This is a genomic window from Pelagibacterium flavum (genome assembly GCF_025854335.1).
Taxonomy (GTDB): domain Bacteria; phylum Pseudomonadota; class Alphaproteobacteria; order Rhizobiales; family Devosiaceae; genus Pelagibacterium; species Pelagibacterium flavum.
This window is the reverse complement of the sequence record NZ_CP107716.1, coordinates 1136171-1154269: the sequence shown is the minus strand read 5'-3', so window position 1 is coordinate 1154269 and position 18099 is coordinate 1136171. Positions and strand designations below refer to the sequence as shown.

At 60.7% G+C, this 18099-nt stretch carries 20 protein-coding genes; 7 read left to right on the top strand and 13 right to left on the bottom strand.

What is annotated here, in order from left to right:
* Position 1: 1 nt before the first annotated feature.
* The gene (gene uraH / locus OF122_RS05700) at positions 2–358 is read right to left on the bottom strand and encodes a hydroxyisourate hydrolase (RefSeq protein WP_408636308.1); all 357 of its coding nucleotides are present in this window, start codon (positions 356–358) and stop codon (positions 2–4) included.
* Positions 359–507: 149 nt separating this feature from the next.
* On the opposite strand from uraH, the gene puuE reads away from it, so the two are divergent.
* Positions 508–1926, top strand: a complete 1419-nt coding sequence (gene puuE, locus OF122_RS05695; protein ID WP_264226843.1) for an allantoinase PuuE — start codon at positions 508–510, stop codon at positions 1924–1926.
* On the opposite strand, the gene OF122_RS05690 is transcribed toward puuE, so the two are convergent.
* Together OF122_RS05690 and OF122_RS05685 are read right to left on the bottom strand one after the other, a co-directional pair.
* Positions 1923–2375 carry an SRPBCC family protein gene (locus OF122_RS05690; RefSeq protein ID WP_264226842.1) on the bottom strand — a complete coding sequence of 151 codons (453 nt, stop codon included), beginning with the start codon at positions 2373–2375 and terminating at the stop codon, positions 1923–1925. The genes puuE and OF122_RS05690 overlap by 4 nt on opposite strands.
* Before the next feature lie 8 nt (positions 2376–2383).
* Positions 2384–2845 carry an SRPBCC family protein gene (locus OF122_RS05685; protein ID WP_264226841.1) on the bottom strand — a complete coding sequence of 154 codons (462 nt, stop codon included), beginning with the start codon at positions 2843–2845 and terminating at the stop codon, positions 2384–2386.
* 49 nt (positions 2846–2894) lie between these two features.
* Here OF122_RS05685 and OF122_RS05680 point away from each other — a divergent pair, with 49 nt between their 5' ends.
* The 3 genes from OF122_RS05680 to OF122_RS05670 all read left to right on the top strand — a co-directional run bounded on the left by OF122_RS05680 (position 2895) and on the right by OF122_RS05670 (position 5367).
* A complete protein-coding gene (locus OF122_RS05680; RefSeq protein ID WP_264226840.1) occupies positions 2895–3218 on the top strand; it encodes an ArsR/SmtB family transcription factor in 324 nt (107 codons plus the stop codon).
* Positions 3219–4042: 824 nt separating this feature from the next.
* Positions 4043–4870 carry a bifunctional allantoicase/(S)-ureidoglycine aminohydrolase gene (locus OF122_RS05675; RefSeq protein ID WP_264226839.1) on the top strand — a complete coding sequence of 276 codons (828 nt, stop codon included), beginning with the start codon at positions 4043–4045 and terminating at the stop codon, positions 4868–4870.
* A complete protein-coding gene (locus tag OF122_RS05670) occupies positions 4867–5367 on the top strand; it encodes an ureidoglycolate lyase (RefSeq protein ID WP_264226838.1) in 501 nt (166 codons plus the stop codon). The genes OF122_RS05675 and OF122_RS05670 overlap by 4 nt, the downstream gene beginning before the upstream one ends.
* A 9-nt stretch (positions 5368–5376) precedes the next feature.
* Here OF122_RS05670 and OF122_RS05665 read toward each other — a convergent pair whose 3' ends face one another.
* From OF122_RS05665 to OF122_RS05655, 3 genes are all read right to left on the bottom strand, one after another.
* Positions 5377–6165 carry a molybdopterin-dependent oxidoreductase gene (locus tag OF122_RS05665; protein ID WP_264226837.1) on the bottom strand — a complete coding sequence of 263 codons (789 nt, stop codon included), beginning with the start codon at positions 6163–6165 and terminating at the stop codon, positions 5377–5379.
* Positions 6162–7001: a cytochrome b/b6 domain-containing protein gene (locus OF122_RS05660; protein WP_264226836.1), complete on the bottom strand. Its 840-nt coding sequence runs from the start codon at positions 6999–7001 to the stop codon at positions 6162–6164. Before OF122_RS05660 ends, OF122_RS05665 begins: the two co-directional genes overlap by 4 nt.
* Before the next feature lie 71 nt (positions 7002–7072).
* A complete protein-coding gene (locus tag OF122_RS05655; RefSeq protein WP_264226835.1) occupies positions 7073–7411 on the bottom strand; it encodes a hypothetical protein in 339 nt (112 codons plus the stop codon).
* A gap of 168 nt (positions 7412–7579) precedes the next feature.
* On the opposite strand from OF122_RS05655, the gene OF122_RS05650 reads away from it, so the two are divergent.
* The 3 genes from OF122_RS05650 (at position 7580) to OF122_RS05640 (ending at position 10550) form a co-directional block, all read left to right on the top strand.
* Positions 7580–8119, top strand: a complete 540-nt coding sequence (locus tag OF122_RS05650; RefSeq protein ID WP_264227616.1) for a sigma-70 family RNA polymerase sigma factor — start codon at positions 7580–7582, stop codon at positions 8117–8119.
* Entirely contained in the window at positions 8116–8757 is a 642-nt protein-coding gene (locus OF122_RS05645; protein ID WP_264226834.1) for a DUF1109 domain-containing protein, read from the top strand. Before OF122_RS05650 ends, OF122_RS05645 begins: the two co-directional genes overlap by 4 nt.
* A gap of 179 nt (positions 8758–8936) precedes the next feature.
* A complete protein-coding gene (locus OF122_RS05640; protein WP_264226833.1) occupies positions 8937–10550 on the top strand; it encodes a bifunctional metallophosphatase/5'-nucleotidase in 1614 nt (537 codons plus the stop codon).
* A gap of 202 nt (positions 10551–10752) precedes the next feature.
* On the opposite strand, the gene OF122_RS05635 is transcribed toward OF122_RS05640, so the two are convergent.
* The 7 genes from OF122_RS05635 to hydA form a co-directional block, all read right to left on the bottom strand.
* Positions 10753–11799: a Gfo/Idh/MocA family protein gene (locus tag OF122_RS05635; RefSeq protein WP_264226832.1), complete on the bottom strand. Its 1047-nt coding sequence runs from the start codon at positions 11797–11799 to the stop codon at positions 10753–10755.
* 44 nt (positions 11800–11843) lie between these two features.
* Positions 11844–12629 carry a ThuA domain-containing protein gene (locus OF122_RS05630; RefSeq protein ID WP_264226831.1) on the bottom strand — a complete coding sequence of 262 codons (786 nt, stop codon included), beginning with the start codon at positions 12627–12629 and terminating at the stop codon, positions 11844–11846.
* Positions 12630–12883: 254 nt separating this feature from the next.
* Positions 12884–13879: an ABC transporter substrate-binding protein gene (locus tag OF122_RS05625; RefSeq protein WP_264226830.1), complete on the bottom strand. Its 996-nt coding sequence runs from the start codon at positions 13877–13879 to the stop codon at positions 12884–12886.
* A 109-nt stretch (positions 13880–13988) separates the two neighbouring features.
* Positions 13989–14861 carry an ABC transporter permease gene (locus OF122_RS05620; RefSeq protein WP_264226829.1) on the bottom strand — a complete coding sequence of 291 codons (873 nt, stop codon included), beginning with the start codon at positions 14859–14861 and terminating at the stop codon, positions 13989–13991.
* Positions 14858–15739, bottom strand: coding sequence for an ABC transporter permease (locus tag OF122_RS05615; RefSeq protein WP_264226828.1), 882 nt, complete (start codon positions 15737–15739; stop codon positions 14858–14860). Before OF122_RS05615 ends, OF122_RS05620 begins: the two co-directional genes overlap by 4 nt.
* A 3-nt stretch (positions 15740–15742) precedes the next feature.
* Positions 15743–16531 (bottom strand): ABC transporter ATP-binding protein, encoded by a 789-nt coding sequence (locus OF122_RS05610; protein ID WP_264226827.1) that lies wholly within the window; start codon positions 16529–16531, stop codon positions 15743–15745.
* Positions 16532–16582: 51 nt separating this feature from the next.
* The gene (gene hydA / locus OF122_RS05605) at positions 16583–18037 is read right to left on the bottom strand and encodes a dihydropyrimidinase (protein WP_264226826.1); all 1455 of its coding nucleotides are present in this window, start codon (positions 18035–18037) and stop codon (positions 16583–16585) included.
* Positions 18038–18099 lie beyond the last annotated feature (62 nt).

Genomic DNA, 18099 nt, shown 5'->3' with positions numbered 1-18099 from the left:
ATCAGCTCCCGCGATAGGTCGAATAGCCGAAGGGCGAAACCAGCAGCGGCACGTGATAGTGCGCCCCACCGTCGCTCACCCGGAAATCCACCGCCACCACGTCCAGGAAATCCACCGCTTTGCCGTTGATTTTGCTGAAATACTCGCCGACATGGAAGTTCAGCCGGTATGCCCCTTCCGCAAATGCCTCCCCTTCCAGCAATGGCCCGTCGCACCGCCCGTCAGCATTGGTGACCACCGACCGCTCGAACACCGCCGCATCCCCATCGACCCTGTAAAGATCGATGGTCATTCCCTTGGCAGGGGTCCCGTTCGCGGTATCGAGAACGTGGGTCGTCAGCCGTCCGGTTGTGGTCATGCCTGCTCCAAGCGCCATTGGATTTCCCCCGACTATCAACCCAAAAATTGCCCCGCGAAAGGGGGCGGGGGCAGAATTTTTTACCACATGATCGAAAAATTTGTGTCTAAGGTAAGCTCCTGTTTTGTATGTCCGTCATGGAGTGCGCCATGCGTTATCCCCGCGATCTGGCCGGTCACGGCCCCAACCCGCCCCATGCCAATTGGCCCGGCGGGGCCAATGTCGCAGTCCAGTTCGTCCTCAATTACGAGGAGGGCGGGGAAAACAACATCCTGCATGGCGACGACGCGTCCGAAGCCTTTCTGGCCGATGTGGTGGGCGCGGCGCCCTGGCCCGGTGCCCGGCACTGGAACATCGAATCCATGTATGAATACGGCGCCCGCGCCGGGTTCTGGCGGCTGCACAAGCTTTTCACGCAAGCGGAACTGCCCCTAACCGTCTATGGCGTCGCCACCGCGCTGATGCGCGCGCCACAGCAGGTGCAGGCCATGCTCGACGCCGATTGGGAAATTGCCTCCCATGGCTATAAATGGGTCGAGCACAAGGACATGGAGCGGCAGGACGAGGCCGACCAGATCGCCCAAGCGGTGCGCCTTCATACCGTCGCCACGGGCTCGCGACCGCTTGGCTGGTACACGGGGCGCTGTTCGGTCAACACCGTGGATCTGGTGTCAGAACAGGGCGGCTTTGCCTACATCTCCGACACCTATGACGATGACCTTCCATACTGGCGGGTTCACAACGCAAAGCCGCAGCTTATCATTCCCTACACGCTGGCGAATAACGATATGCGGTTCGTTACCGCCTCGGGCTTTGCCAATGGCGAAGAGTTTTTCCAGGCGCTCAAGGACAGCTTCGATTGCCTCTATCGCGAAGGCGAGGAGGGCAGCCCCAAGATGATGTCGATCGGCCTGCATTGCCGTCTCGTCGGACAACCGGGACGATTTGAAGGGCTGAGGCGCTTCGTCGACTATATCGGGGGTTTCGACAAGGTCTGGGTCGCGAGGCGGGTCGATATCGCCCGGCACTGGGCCGATCACCACCCCTATCAGCCGCCCCGCCTCGCGCCCTCGCAAATGGACGCCGAGAGCTTCATGGCGACATTCGGCGGCGTGTTTGAGCATTCCCCCTTTATCGCACAGCGGGCCTGGGAGGCCGAGCTGGGGCCGGCGAACGACAGCCCGCTCGGCATCCACTTTGCCCTGCGCAACCAGTTCCGCATGGCGTCCGACGACGAGCGGCTCGGCGTGCTCAATGCCCATCCGGACCTCGCCGGAAAACTGGCGGCCGCCAGGCGGCTCACCGCAGATTCGACCTCCGAACAAGCCTCGGCCGGTCTCGATGCGCTGACTGACGGGGAGCGGGCAACCTTTACCGACCTCAACACGCGCTATGTCGAAAAATTCGGCTTCCCCTTCATTATCGCAGTGCGCGACAACACCAAGGCGTCGATCCTCGAAGCGTTCAAGAATCGTCTCGAAAACGACCGCGACACCGAATTCGCCACCGCCTGCGCCCAGGTCGAACGCATCGCGCAATTGCGGATCGAGGCGCTGTTTGCGGACTAGGTGCTCTCCTCGATCGATTCAAGCATGCCCTTCCAAGCCTTGGCGGTCGGTTCGATATAGTCGGCCCATTGCGCGTCCATTTCATGGGCCATGATCGCCACGCATCCCTCCCCGTCCGGGCGGAGTTCCAGGGTCACCGTTGAATTGTCTTCAGCCTCTTCGGCAGGTTCGACAAACCAGGTAAAGACAATTCGGCGACCTGGCATCAGCTCGCGATAATAACCCCAGGCGGGGTTCTCCTGCCCCTCATCGTCGATGTCGGAGAACCGGTATTTGCCACCGACCCTGGGATCGATCGTGATTTCAGTGATGCGCGCCGAACGTCCCGTGCGCTCGAGGTTGCGCTGCATCCAGGCCCGCACTGCGGCCGGATCGAGCCATGCCGCATAGACTTCGCCAGCTGAAAGACTGGGAAAGTGATGCTCGGTTTTCGCGATAACATTGGGCATGCCGCCTCCTATTTGTAAAAGCCATCGCGCAGATTGATGCCATGCTCGACATAGGCCTTCATGGCCGCGAGCATGCCGGTCCAGCCTTCGCAATTGTTATACGACGATTTCAGCCCCGTCTCGGTCTGCTTCCATCCCTGCTCGGTGATCGAGACGAGCGTGCGTGTGTTGTCGTCCAGCGGCTCGAAAACCATGGTCACGGTGGTGTCGTAATTGCCACTCCCGTCGCCTTCGGGCGCCGCTTCCCAGGTGAGAACGATCTTTTCGTCGGGCACCACCTCCACAACATTGACCGGAAACGCGCCGGGGAAATCGTGGAAATCCCAGGTGACCGTGGCGCCGGTTTCGAGACGTCCCTGGGCTCCGCCGGTGGTGAAATAGCCAGAGAGCTTTTTCGGATCGGCCACCGCCTCGAATACCTCATGGACCGGCTTTGAAATCCGGCCCGATACCGTGAATTTGAACTCCATCTCGCGATCTCCCGCTTGCGTTTCGGCCATTATGTTATAAATTTATAACATGTCAAGCGACGATGATTCGGACACTATTTTCAAAGCCCTTGCCGACCGGAAGCGCCGGGCGATCCTCGATGCCTTAAAGGACGAACCGAAAACCACCGGCCAGTTGGTTGCACTGTTTCCCCAGATCGACCGCTGCACGGTGATGCAGCACATGAAGGTGCTCGAAACCGCCGGACTAATCGTGGCGCGTAAGGAAGGTCGCGAGCGCTGGAACCATCTCAACGCCCTGCCCATAAAATCCATCCACGACCGCTGGATCGGCGACTATGCCCGAAACGCTGTCGGGCTGATGTCGCGGCTGGAGACCGAACTGAAGGCATGACAAAACCTCCGACGGCCAATGGCCTCGGGCTATGATCGCCATTCGAGCTTAGCTCTCATGGCCTTCTCACCTCCAATCGCGCCACCGGCACGATTGGCCGAAGGACGGATCGAAGAACGGCATGGGGCGATGAACGCTCCGCACTGTATTTTAGTATATGAAGCGATCATCGCCCCACGCGCCCGGGGTTTTTGGCTTAGTCGCCCTTCAGAAGGCTAGGGTCAATCCCTTCTCCCTTTCGAGAGTACGACGGCGTTAGCAAAATCGCGCCAGTCTCGAAATCGAGATCAGGCGGCCGGTTCACGCCGTCCGGCGCTTGTGACGTTTGGGCCTTCCCTGCGGCGACCCGCAAGGAACCCGGACCAAACCCACCCAAACGTTCGTTGCGCTTGCGTCCATATGCGCGGGTTCGTGAGAGGGAGTATGGGGGAGGTCACGGAAGCGGGGATAAGTTTCTTTGCGGCTGGGGCGTGGACGCTCATCATGATGGTTTCCGGGAACAAGCCCCGGAATGACAAGGGAGGGGTGGCATGTTCTCCAGAATCCCACACTCCTCCCCGCGTCATCCTCGGGCTTGACCCGGGGATGACGACGGGGTGGGGCGGGTGATGGTGATGGGTAGAGAGCGGAGCGAGCCCGAGGATGGCGCGCAGGGGGGTGAGGTAAGCGATCGTGAAGGAGCACCAGCCCTGCCGATTACGAGTGGGAGGCTCCTCCAAGCGCTGGCAACGAAGCGCCGCGCAAGTTTCTCTCCTCGCCCATATTGCCAAATCGGGCTCGGCGCTGTCAGTCTGATCATTCCGATTGACCGACAAGCGTTTTTGATGACCGATCACCCCTATGCTTCCGCCCCTGGCGGGCACCCGCCCCAGACCCAGATTCTCAGCGACCGCGCGGTGTTTACCGATGCCTATGCGGTGATCCCCAAGGGCGTGATGCGCGATATCGTGACGAGTTATCTTCCCCACTGGGACAAGACGCGGCTATGGGTGATCTCGCGCCCGCTTTCGGGCTTTGCCGAGACGTTTTCCCAATACATCATGGAAGTCGCGCCGGGTGGCGGCAGCGACAGGCCCGAGCCCGACCCGCAGGCCCAGGCCGTGTTGTTTGTTACCGCCGGTGAAATTTCGCTCTCGCTGGTCGGAACCACCTACACATTGGCGCCGGGCGGTTATGCCTATATCCCGCCCGCAACCGAATGGACCCTGCGCAGCACCGGCGCTGAACCTGCCCGTTTTCACTGGATCCGCAAGGCATACGAAAAGGTCGAAGGGCTCGACACCCCGCCCGCCTTCGTCTCCTCCGATCAGGAAATCGACCCCACCTCCATGCCCGGAACCGAGGGCCAATGGGCAACGACGCGCTTTGTCGAGCCCACCGATCTGCGCCACGACATGCACGTCAATATCGTCACCCTGCAGCCCGGCGCGGTCATCCCCTTTGCCGAAACCCATGTCATGGAGCACGGGCTTTACGTGCTCGAGGGCAAGGCGGTCTATCGGCTCAATCAGGACTGGGTGGAAGTGGAAGCCGGCGATTACATGTGGCTGCGCGCCTTTTGCCCGCAGGCCTGTTACGCAGGCGGTCCCGGCCCGTTCCGCTACCTGCTTTACAAGGACGTCAACCGACACATGAAGCTGGGCCGCCCATGACGAAAACAATTCTGGCCGCGCCGCTGACCAAAGAGGCCTTCGCCCCGTTCGGGCAGGTGCTGACCACCGAGGGCGCGCATCACTATCCCATCAACAACGGGATGACCGAGCGCTTCCACGATCTCGCCAATGTCGAAATCGGTGGTGAGAACGGGCGCACGCTGATCTCGATCTTTCGCGGCAAGCCCTATCAGTTGCCCTTGTCCCTGACGCTGGTCGAACGCCATCCGCTGGGCTCGCAGGCCTTCATGCCGCTCCATCGGCGCCCCTTCCTGGTGATCGTCGCACCGGATCGCGATGGCGTCCCCGGTACGCCACTGGCTTTCCTGACCGAACCCGGCGTTGGGATCAATATCGGGCGCAATGTCTGGCACGGCGTCTTGACGACGCTTGAAGAGGAAGGCGACTTCCTTGTCGTCGATCGCGGCGGCGATGGCGACAATCTCCAAGAGCACGTCTTTGAGGTGCCCTTTAGCGTTAAGCTCGACCAAACGTAATCGGACGGCCTATATCCCTGCGTACCAATCATACCCGTGATCGGCCCAATAGCTGCCCTTGCCGCGGTGCAACTGGCTGAAATCGTCGACAAGTTCGATGCGACGCAGATATTTGGCCATCTTGTAGCCAAGCTGGCGCTCGATCCGCACCCGCACAGGCGCGCCGTTGCGCACCGGCAAAGCGGCATCGTTCATGCCATAGGCCAGAATCGTCTGAGGATGGCGCGCATCGATCAGATCGACACTTTCGTAATAAGGTGAGGCCGAAAGCCCGCCCCCGTAATTGTCGTAGCAATGGAAAACGCAATAGCGCGCATTGGCCGTGGGGCGAACCTCGTCGAGGATGAGCGTAAGCGGCACGCCGGTCCATTTGGCAATACAGCTCCAACCCTCGACGCAGTCGTGGCGGGTGATCTGGGTCCGCGACGGCATATTGCGCAACTGGTTGAGAGAGTAGGATTGCGGGGTTTCCACAAGTCCGTCGACCACCAGTTGATAGTCGGCAAAATCATTATTCCGCAGCGCGACGTAGTCGGCCTTCTGCGGGTCGGTTGTCCCGTTAGGACGCATGCCCTGGCGGATTTCGCTTTCGGCAAATTCCTTGGCCAGTGCCTCATCGCCCAAAAACAGTCTTTGGGCGGCAAGGGTCAGATCGTTCGCCGAAGCGAGCGTGTCGCGCACCGGATGGCCGGGCCGCAACAGGGAATCGAACTGATCGCACCCCGCCAGCGTCACCCCGGCCACGCCGGCCGCCGACGCGGTGAGGAACTTTCGCCGCTGCATTGAAAAGCGCTTCATTTCTCTCCCTCCGTTTCGGGGTCGATCCTGTATTTGCCGGTAACCATCGAGCGCATCGTGTTGAGCGGTCCTGCCAGCAGCACCATGACGATATGGACGATAAAGAACCCCACCAGCAGCGCCATGGTGATGAAATGGATGGTGCGCGCCGTCTGCCGCCCACCGAAGATTTCAATCAGCCACGGCCAGGCCGCGTTCATGCCCGGTGACATGGAGAGCCCGGTCAGAACGATCAGCGGAAACAGGATCAGCAGCACGACGCCGTAGCTGAGCTTTTGCAGCACGTTGTAATGCCGCGTGTGACGGAATTTCAGCCGCGCATGGGCGGCAACATCGGAAGGCAGCGACTTGATGTCCGTGCCGGTCGGAATGATGTCGCGCCGCAAATGTCCGTTGATGAGACTGGCAACGAACCAGACGAACATGGTGCCGACCAGAAGCCAGCCGAAGAACAGGTGAACGACACGACCGGTGCCCAGATCCTGATAGGAGGGAATGGTCGCCCACGCGGGAAAGCCGCGCACCCGTTCCTGACCTTCCGGCCCCGAATAGCCGAAGATACCGGTGGTATCGAAGCGATGCCCGAAGATTGTCGTGATCCCCGAGATCGATCCGTCGGGATTGCGGACGGCGCCCATCGACAGGATCGAATTGGAAAATTCGAACCCCGATTGCTGCCCGATATAGAGGCTCGGATGGGCGTTGAAAATCTGCAGTCCGGTAAACAACAGAAAGAACAGGCAAATCACCCACACCCAATGGGTGAGCCGCGTCCAGATCGACTGACGCTTGATGACCTGCCTGGCGGTGGGGTCCTGGCTGGAAGCTCCGGACATCTCGTTCTCCCTGTCGGAATGCTTCGCCCCATGGCATCCGCCAATCGGGGCGAAGCGGCATTAGAGCAGGCTTACTGCTGCGGCGCCATAGCGTCGCCTTCCATTGTCTCGCTCGCCATAGCATCACCCGCCATGGCGTCGGAACCCATGGCCTCGCCATTGTGAACCGTATGGCATGCTTCTTCCGCCGCTGCGGCCACGTCAGCAAAGGTGATCGCCTGGGCCTGCTCGATGCAGAGCGCGAGATCCTCCTCCGACATCATCGGCGCCATGGAATCCATGGCCATGGAATCGCTCGCCATCGAGTCACTGGCCATGCTGTCGCTGGCCATTGCATCCTGAGCCTGGACGGCGGCCGGAAGGGTCAGCGCAAGAACGGCGGCGGCAAAAATCGTTTTGGTGAACATCATTTAGTCTCCCTTGAGGTTGCGACCGCAGCTCATTGATACGGTACGGCTCAACATTCGTTTTCGGTTCAGCCCAGGTTACACCCTCACGAAATCGTGTACCCAACTCGATTATTTCGCGGCCCCGCTGTAACGTTTCGGCGGCGTGGGACGAATAGAGGCCTGATGCATATGGATTCTCTCGAAACGCAGCTCCGTGCGCTGGTGCTGTCGTCGCTCGACGGCGACAAGCCGGCCTATCGTCAGCTTCTCGGCGAGTTGACCCATTATCTGCGCATCTATTTTTCCCGGCGGCTCGCTCCAACCCATGCCGCCCATGTCGAGGACTTGATTCAGGAGACGCTGTTGGCCGTGCACACAAGACGTCTGACCTACGATCCGGACCGGCCGTTTACCGCCTGGCTGCACGCCATTGCCCATTACAAGCTCGTCGATCATCTGCGCCGCCACTCCATCCGTGCCACAGTGCCGCTGGACGATGACTTCGCCGATGGCTCGCAGCCGGGCAGCACTATGGCTGCCCACGATCTCGACCGGGTGCTCGCAACCCTGCCCGAGCGCACTTCGACCCTGATCCGCAAGGTCAAGGTCGAAGGCTCTTCGGTTTCTGAAGCCGCATCGGCCCATGGCATGACCGAGGGCGCGGCAAAAATCGCCATCCACCGGGGCTTGAAAGCGCTCATGGCGCGCTTTGCGGGAGACAGACGATGAACAATCCCGATCTGATCGATCGCCTCGTCGACGATTTGCGCCCCACCCGGCGCGGCACGCCGCAATGGATGCTGGCTTGCGCGGTAACCGCTGGTGCCATCATTGCCGCGATCATGATGGTGTTCTGGATCGGCCTGCGCACCGACATCCTCACGGCACCGGGCACCGCCATGTTCTGGATCAAGCTTGGCTATACGAGCGTGCTCGCCCTGCTTGGCCTGGCGGCTGCCATGGCGCTGTCACGCCCGGAGAAAGACAGCTGGCCGGGTCTGTGGGCGGTTGGCGGAGTGTTCGCCCTCACGCTGGCCGGTGGGCTCTGGCAGTGGGGCAACGCGCCCGAGGCAGTCAGGCCCGTTCTGATCTTTGGCAGCACGGCGCTGGTCTGCCCGTTCTTCATTGTCGCATTCTCCGCCCCCGTGCTGGCCATCATGCTGGCGGTCATGCGGCGCCTTGCCCCGGCCAATCCAACTCTGGCCGGCCTGGCCGCGGGCCTCGCGTCGGGTGGTGCAGGCGCTTCGGTCTATGCGTTCCATTGTGGGGAATACGGGATGCTTTTCCTGGCTCTTTGGTATTCTGTGGGGGTCGGGCTGGTCGCCCTCTCCGGTGCGCTGCTGGGCCGGAAACTCCTGCGCTGGTAGGGCATTTGTGACAAGGACGTCATAAATTGACCAGCCGGTCAAATTTTCGCTTCCCCTCTCCAGACAAACGTGTTTGACTTTGCTCCCATGTGCACAACGGCGGCGCTGTAACACGACCGTCGCAAAGGCATGGAATAGAGACGTGGCAAGCGTCTCGAAGATAAAGGGAACAAGGGATCATGAAACATCTGTTGCTCGGCGCCTCCGCGCTGGCGCTGACCGTGGGGCTGACCGGCCCCATCAGCGCGCAGGAAGGCGAATTCACGCTCAATATCCTCCACCTTAACGATTTCCATTCGCGTTTCGGCCCCATTAACGCCTTCGACGCCAATTGCGATGCGGAAGCCGACGCCGCCGGTGAGTGTTTCGGCGGCATTGCGCGCGTCAAGACAGCGATCGACGACAAGCGGGCTGAACTCGACGGCGAAAACGTCGTCCTGCTCGACGCCGGTGACTGGTTCCAGGGCTCGCTGTTCTACACCCAGTACCGCAGCGAAATCGTCGCCGAGTTCTCCAACGATCTCGGCATCGACGTGATGGCCGTTGGCAATCACGAGTTTGACGACGGACCGGAAGAACTGGCCGCGCTGCTCGACGCCATCGAATACCCGCTGATCTCGGGCAACACCAATGTCGAAAACGAGCCCTTGCTCGAAGGCCGCATCCCGGGGACCCATGTTCTGGAAATCGGCGGCGAACAGATCGGCATCATCTCGGCCCTGGCCGAAGACACCGACGAAACCTCTTCGCCCGGCGACAATGTCGAGTTCGAGGACGTGATCGACAGCCTCACCGCACAGGCCGAAGCCCTCACCGCCCAAGGCATCGACAAGATCATCGCGCTGACCCATGTCGGCTACAGCCGTGACCTTGAGATCGCCTCCAACGTTCCCGGCGTGGACGTCGTGGTTGGCGGCCATTCGCACTCGCTGCTCTCCAACACCGACGAAAGCGCGGTGGGCGGCTATCCGACACTCATCGACGGCGTCGATGGCAATGAGGTGCCCGTCGTCACAGCCTACGCCTATGGCAAATATCTCGGCGAGATCGCCGTGACCTGGGACGCTGAAGGCAATGTCGTATCCGCTGAAGGCGCTCCGATCCTTATCGATGCCTCGGTGACCCCGAACGAGGAATATGTCGCTCGTCTCGCCGAACTCGAAGAACCGCTTCAGGAACTGATGTCAGAGGTGATCGGAACCACCACTGCGGTCATCGAAGGCAGCCGTGAAGTCTGCCGTGTCGAGGAATGTTCCATGGGTAACCTGGTTGCCGATGCGATCCTCGACCGCGCCTCCGCACAGGGTGCGACCATCGCCATCCAGAACGGCGGCGGCCTGCGCTCGTCCATCGACGAAGGCGAAATCACCATGGGCGAAGTGCTGACCGTCCTGCCCTTCTCCAACACCATGGCTACTGTCGAGATTTCCGGCGCCGATGTGATTGACGCTCTGGAAAACGGCGTGTCCGACATCGAGAACGGCGCCGGTCGCTTCCCGCAGGTCGCGGGGCTGAAATATTCCTACACCCTGGCCAATCCGGTCGGTGAGCGCATCAGTGACGTGCTTGTCAATGAGGGCGGGGAATGGGTGCCGATCGACGAGGAAGCCACCTACATCATCGTCACCAACAACTATATGCGTGGCGGCGGCGACGGCTACGGCACATTTGCCGAAGGCGACAACCCCTACGATTTCGGCCCGCCGCTCGAGCAGGTTCTGGCCGATTACATCGCAGCGCAGGGCGGTGAATACACCCCCTACACCGACGGTCGCATCACGATTATCGAATAAGCAAACAGCTTATCCATCATGCACGAAGGGCGCGTCACCAGACGCGCCCTTTTCTTTTCCGGCACCGCTTAACGTTATGAAGATTCTACCCAACGTCCCGCGCTTCCCCGGCGAAAGCCGGGGCCGATGGGGGCGGCGTCAGTGGCTCGGTTCATGCTGCTGGGCCCCGGCTTTCGCAGGGGAAGCGACCAGAGGGGGAGATTTATCCTACGGTGATTTCCTGCCGCTTGGTCTCGGATACAAAACCCAGATCGAGCACCTTTTGCATGTCCGCAGCGTAGCGGAAGCTGGGATCGCCATTAACGCCCGAATGCACCGCCTCGACAAAACGGTGATAATTGGTCGGCACGGGCTCGACCGGCACGTCCTGCCAGTGGGCGACTTCGGCGTCCTCTCCCGCGCACATCTGCAGCGAGGACCCGTTCATACCGTGCTGGACTTCCAGTCCGCCCTTGTCGCCATAGGCCCGCAGGCGAAGCGTATTGAGATAGCCCGATGCCCAGCGCGTCGCATGCACCACGCCCAGGGCACCCGAGCCGAATTCAAGGCTCATTGTGAAGCTGTCATTGGCATCGAGCACATAATCCCCGATCCGCCCGTCCGGATCCTTGTCGAAGGCCTTGAGCCGGCAGAACATCGATGCAATCGGCGCATTGATGCCGAACGACGCGAAATCGAGAATGTGGATGCCAATATCGCCCAGCGTTCCGTTCGAGCCGTGCGCGGTCGACAGCCGCCAGAGCCATGTCGGATCGGTCCGCCAGTCGCCCCAGGCTTTCGAGACCAGCCAGCTTTGCAGATAGCTCGCCTCCACGTGCTTGATGTCACCGATAACGCCTTCATCGACCAATTGCCGGAATTTCTGCAACTCGGCAACGTTGCGGTAGGTGAGGTTGACCATGTTGATCAGCCCCGCCGCTTCGGCAGCATCGGCCATACCCTCGGCATGCCCGTAATGGGTCGCCAAAGGCTTTTCGCAGAATACGTTCTTGCCCGCCGCGATCGCTTTCATCGAGGTTTCGAAATGGAACCGGTCGGGCGTGACGTTGGCGATCGAGTCGAACTGGCCCCAATCGAGCGCCTCGTCAAGCGAGGTGAAGGTGCGGGGAATATCGTAGCTCTGGGCAAAGCGCTGGGCACGCTCGGCATCGAGATCGACAGCCCCCACGATTTCAACGCCGTCGATGGCACCAAAATGCGCCGCATGGCTGGACGCCATATTGCCCGTGCCAAGGATCACAAGACGCATGCTGCGCTCCCGCAAAAGAATTTGATTGATTGAGATTCAGGCCCCTAGCGGAAGCCTTCCTCGCCCGCCTTGTGCAGCTTGCCGCCGCGCTCTTCGATCTTTTCGAGAGCCTTGTCCACCGGCACGTTGGGTGCGTCGTGAACGCCCTCATACCGCCCTTGCGGGTTGTGCGCCCATTTGACCGCGTTGCGCAAAACCTTGCCCACCGTCGCGTCGTAATAGGTGGGATAGGTTTCGTGTCCGGGCCGGAAATAAAAGATGTTGCCCGCCCCGCGCCGATAGGTCAGCCCCGAGCGGAAAACTTCCCCGCCCTGGAACCAGGAAATGAACACGGTTTCGAGCGGTTCGGGCACCGAGAACGGCTCTCCATACATTTCCTCATTCTCGAGCTCGAAAAATTCGCCAAGCCCTTCGGCGATGGGATGGCGCGGATTGACGACCCACAACCGTTCACGCTCGCCCGCCTCGCGCCATTTGAGCGCACAGGGTGTGCCCATGAGTCGCTTGAAGATCTTGGAGAAATGCGCCGAGTGCAAAAGGATAAGCCCCATGCCCTCCCAGACGCGTTTTGCCACGCGCTCGACGATGACGTCATCGACATCGCCATGCGCCGCGTGCCCCCACCACAACAGCACATCGGTATCGGCCAGAACGGCGTCGGTCAGGCCATGCTCTGGGTCCTGCAGCACCACGGTATCGACTGAGATACCGGCGTCTTCAGCCAGCAATTTGGCTATTTGAGCGTGCATTCCCTCCGGATAGAGGTCGGCCACCACTTCGCTTTTCTGCTCGTGAACGTTCTCGCCCCAGACGAGCGCCTTGATCGTCATTGTCCGTCACTCCTGTCGCGGCCCTGCCGCGAGCCAAAACGTTTTGGATTTGCATATGCGCCGAAACGCCGCCATTTCAGGCGCTTCCTGCGCAACGTGTCTTCATGATTGCCGCACCCCCACTTCCCCGGCGCGGCGAAATTCCTTTTCCGCTCTATCGTGTTTGCGAGCGAATTTGGAGAGGCAAAATGCAACAGGCGAATAAAAAAAGAGGCGGAAGGTTCCGCCTCTTTCAGTCGGGCTTGTAACCGGCCCTATTCGATGAGGTCGGTGACCACCGTCGTATAGGCGCCTTCCGGCTCCGCGGTAATCGCGGGATTGTCCGGGGACACTGCCGAAAGCAGCGTCGCGACGGTCTGCTCATACGCTTCGATATCGAGCGCCGGGCTATCGCCCACCAACGCGGCAGCTTCGTTGACCTGATAGATCTGGCTTTCAAGCGTCAACGCGCCGGACATGTCATTGTTGAGAACAATCTCGGCAGCTTCCTCGGGATTCTCCTCGGCATAGGCCCAGCCGGCCATCGAGGCTTCGACAAACGCCGCCATCGCCTCGACGAACTCTGGGTCTTCGAGCCGGTCTTCCATGACGTAAAGACCGTCTTCGAGCATGCCCACGCCTTCATCGGCGAAGTTGAACAGGGTCAGGCTGTCTTCGGGAATGCCCGCGTCGAGCACCTGCTTGTATTCATTGTAGCGCATGACCGAGATGCAATCGGCCTGCCCCTGAAGCAGCGGGTCGGCCGAGAAGGCCTGCCGCAAGACTTCGACCCCGTCCTCGCCGCCATCGGTGGACAGCCCCAACTGAGCCATCCACGCATAGAACGGGTATTCATTGCCGAAGAACCAGACACCCAGCGTCTTGCCGGGGAAATCGGCAGTGGTTTCCACGCCGCTTTCTTCCGAGCAGACCATTTCCAGAGCCGTGGTGGCGAAGGGCTGGGCGATATTGACCAGCGGCACGCCGCGTTCGCGCGCCGCAAGGCCCGCCGCCATCCATGTGGTGATGACATCGGCGCCGCCGCCGGCGATCACCTGCTCGGGGGCGATGTCGGGGCCACCGGGATTGATGGTGACGTCGAGACCGGCTTCTTCATAGTAGCCAAGTTCCTTGGCCACCAGGTAGCCGGCGAACTGGCCCTGATTGACCCATTTGAGCTGGAAGGTCAGTGGATAGAGATCCTGGGCGAAGACCGGGCTGGCCGAAGCCATAAGCATGCCGGCCAGGGTCGCGATTTTAAGAGCTTTCATGATGTTCCCCTTGCTTTTCGATGGCTACCCGGCGCCATGCCGGACACAAACCACCCGTTGTTTCCCCGCCCCCCGCGTTTGCCGCGCGGCGAACGGAATGGTTTCGTCCCTAGCCTCCGCGTCCCCCACGCATGGACGGGTGCCAGAAGGTGACGGCGCGCTCGATGAGCGCGATCACCCCGTAGAACAGCGAGCCGGCGAGCGCGGCAACCGCGATCTCGGCCCAGACCATATCGACTTGAAGCCGTCCGATGGCCGCGGATATCCGGAACCCCATTCCCACGACAGGAGTGCCGAAAAACTCGGCGACGATGGCCCCGATGAGCGCCAGCGTCGAATTGATCTTTAACGCATTGAAGATGAAGGGCCATGCCATGGGCAAGCGCAATTTTGCGAGTGTCTGCCAATAGCTGGCCGCATAGGTCCGCATGAGGTCTTTTTCGATCTGCCCGGTGGCGTTCAGCCCCGCCACGGTGTTTACCAGCATTGGAAAGAACGTCATCACGACCACGACGGCGGCTTTCGACTGCCAGTCGAACCCGAACCACATCACCATGATCGGCGCGATGGCCACCAGCGGCAGCGCGGAAACGAAATTTCCCACCGGCAGCAGACCCCGCTTGAGAAAGGGCGAGCGGTCGATGGCGACGGCCACGATAAACGCCGATCCGCAGCCTATGGCATAGCCGACAAGGACCGATTTCAAGAATGTCTGCTGAAAGTCCGGCCAGATGGGGTTGGGGATCGAGGCCAAAAGCCGCTCCCAGATCACCGATGGTGGCGGCAGCAGCACGGCGGGAACGTTCAAGCCCCGCACCAGCCCCTCCCAGACCACGAGCAGGACGACGCCGAAGATCACCGGAACGGCAATGTTGATGGCGCTCGCCGCAACGCGGTCGCGCGTTCCGATCCGCACCAGAAATTCGTTGATCCCCCACCCGGCCAGCCAGACCGCCAGCGCCGTTACAATCCAGCCGTTCATGCGGGCGCTCCCATCATTTTCGAGGTGAGCGACTGGATGGCGCCAATCGCAAAGATCAGCGCCGCCGAAAGCGCCGCAGCCATCAAAAGCGCCGCCCAGATCTGCGTCGTCTGCCCGTAATACGACCCGGCCAGCAGGCGCGAACCGAGCCCGCCCGCAGCCCCTGTCGGCAATTCGCCGACGATGGCCCCGACCAGCGAAGCGGCAACACCCACCTTCATCGATGTGAAGAGATAGGGAATGGCCGCCGGCCAGCGCAGCTTCCAGAACACCTGATTGCCCGAGGCATTATAGGTGCGCATCAGATCGAGATGGATGGCCTCGGGGCTGCGGAAACCCTTGACCATGCCCACCACCACCGGAAAGAACGAAAGATAGGTTGAAATCAGCGCCTTGGGGATCAGCCCGGTCAGCCCCACCGAATTGAGCACCACCACCACCATCGGCGCAATCGCCAGAATGGGGATGGTCTGGCTGGCAATGATCCACGGCATCAGCGAGCGGTCCATCGCCCGGTTGTGAACGATCAGCACCGCCAGCCCGATCCCCAGCAACGTGCCGAAGATGAACCCCAGCCCCGTTGCCGAAAGGGTGATCCAGGCGTGAAAGATCAGGCTGCGCGGGGTGGAAGGATTGGCGTTGAACACCGAATTGTAAAATTCGACGGCCACCTGATGGGGCGCCGGCAACACAGGGCGCTGCTGGGCGAAAACGTCAGCCAGAAACTGGGTGAGCGGCACATCGACAAGATCGGCCCGCGCATAAACGCTCTGCTGCCAGGGCGTGTTGAGAACAATCGTGCCGCCATACCAGATGGCGATGATGGCGAGCACCACCACCAGGACCGGAACGAAACTCCCCTCAGCCAGCCGCTTCATTTACTATTCCTCATAGGAATGCCCGGCCCGCAGTCCCTCACGGACCCGGGCGGCAATTTCGAGGAATTCCGGCGTCTCGCGGATATCGAGCGGACGCTCTTTGGGGAGTGTGCTTTCGATAATGTCGGTCACCCGGCCTGGACGCGGGCTCATCACCACGATCTTGGTCGAAAGATAAACCGCTTCGGGGATCGAGTGGGTGACAAAACAGATCGTCTTGTCGGTCTTGGCCCAAAGTTCGAGCAGCTGCTCATTGAGATGATCGCGCACGATCTCGTCGAGCGCCCCGAACGGTTCGTCCATCAAGAGCAGATCAGCATCGAAGGCCAGCGCGCGGGCAATCGAGGCGCGCTGCTGCATGCCGCCCGAAAGCTGCCAGGGAAATTTCTGCTCGAACCCTGAAAGATTGACCATCTCCAGCGTCCGCGCGATGCGCTTTTGCCGCTCGGCCTTCGAATAGCCCATGATCTCGAGTGGCAGGCCCACATTGCGCTCGATGGTCCGCCACGGATAAAGCGCGGCGGCCTGGAACACATATCCGTACGACCGATCCTTGCGCGCCTGTTCGGGGCTGTGCCCGTTGACGGTGATCGTGCCCGATGTCGGCTGTTCGAGATCGGCGATCACCCGCAGAAACGTGGTTTTCCCGCACCCCGATGGACCGATGAACGAAACGAATTCGCCTTTGGAAATCGCCAGATTAACGTCCGAAAGCGCGTGTACCGGCCCGTCCGCAGTTTCAAATGTCAGCCCGAGCCCTTTGGCTTCGACCACGCTTGCCCCGTTCGCCAAACCCTCTATTCCCCTTGAATTTGCACCCGATTCCAAATTTGCCGTTTGGTATCAGACACCAGATGCCGGTATGCCGCTCCGCTCCACCTTGCGCGGTGCGGTGAGCTCTTTCCACTTCGAAAGCGCTTTGTTCACAGCCTGGAAGGGATCGCGCGGCACAAACTGGCCGTGCCCCTCTTTCGGCTGTATCGCCCCGTCCTCGACAGCCACCCGGCCTCGCGTCAGCGTATAGCGCGGCAGGCCCTTGACGTGCTTGCCCTCGAATACGTTGTAGTCGATGGACGATTGCTGGGATTTGGCGGAAATGGTCTTTTCCTTTTCGGGGTCCCAGACAACGATATCGGCATCCGCACCGACAAGAATGGCGCCCTTTTTGGGATAGACGTTGAGGATCTTGGCGATATTGGTCGAGGTAACGGCGACGAATTCGTTCATGGTCAGTCGTCCCGTCGACACACCATAGGTCCACAGCATCGGCATGCGGTCTTCAAGCCCGCCCGTGCCGTTGGGGATCTTGGTGAAATCACCGACACCCGTGCGCTTCTGCTCGGTGGTAAAGGCGCAATGATCGGTCGCGACCACCTGCAGCGAGCCCGACTGCAGCCCGGCCCACAGCGAATCCTGGTGCGTCTTGTTGCGGAAAGGCGGGCTCATGACGCGCCGGGCGGCATGGTCCCAGTCCTTGTCGAAATATTCTGACTCATCGAGGGTCAGATGCTGGATCAGCGGCTCGCCATAAACCCGCTTGCCCTGCTGACGTGCCCTGCGGATCGCCTCGTGGCTTTCCTCGCAGCTCGTATGGACCACATAGAGCGGCACCCCGGCCATATCGGCAATCATGATCGCCCGATTGGTGGCTTCGCCCTCGACCTGGGGCGGGCGTGAATAGGCATGGCCTTCGGGCCCGTTATTGCCTGCTGCCAGGAGCTTTGCCGACAAATCGGCAACCACATCGCCGTTTTCGGCATGCACCAGCGGCATCGCCCCAAGCTCGGCACAGCGCTGGAACGAGGCATACATCTCATCATCCTGCACCATCAGCGCACCCTTGTACGCCATGAAGTGCTTGAAGGTGTTGATGCCCTTCTCTTTGACCACCGTCTCCATTTCATCAAACACCTGCTCGCTCCACCAGGTGATCGCCATGTGATAGGAATAATCGCAATGGGCGCGGCCCGATTTGTTGTCCCACATCGAAAGCGCTTCGAGCAGGCTCTGGCCGGGGCTCGGCAGGCAGAAATCGACAACCATTGTCGTCCCGCCCGCCAGCGCGGCGCGGGTGCCGGATTCGAAATCGTCGGAGGAATAGGTGCCCATGAAGGGCATTTCCAGATGCACATGCGGATCGATTCCGCCCGGCATCACATAGCATCCCGAGGCATCGAGCACACTATCACCGGAAAGGTCCGGCCCGATCTCGACGATGGTCTCGCCCTCGATCCTGATATCGGCCTTGTAGGTCAGATCGGCGGTGACGATGGTGCCGTTCTTGATGACTGTGCTCATGATGTTTCCCCTTGTCTGATCGCCCACTGGCGCGCATTTGCCGTGCGCGTGCTGGACCCTGT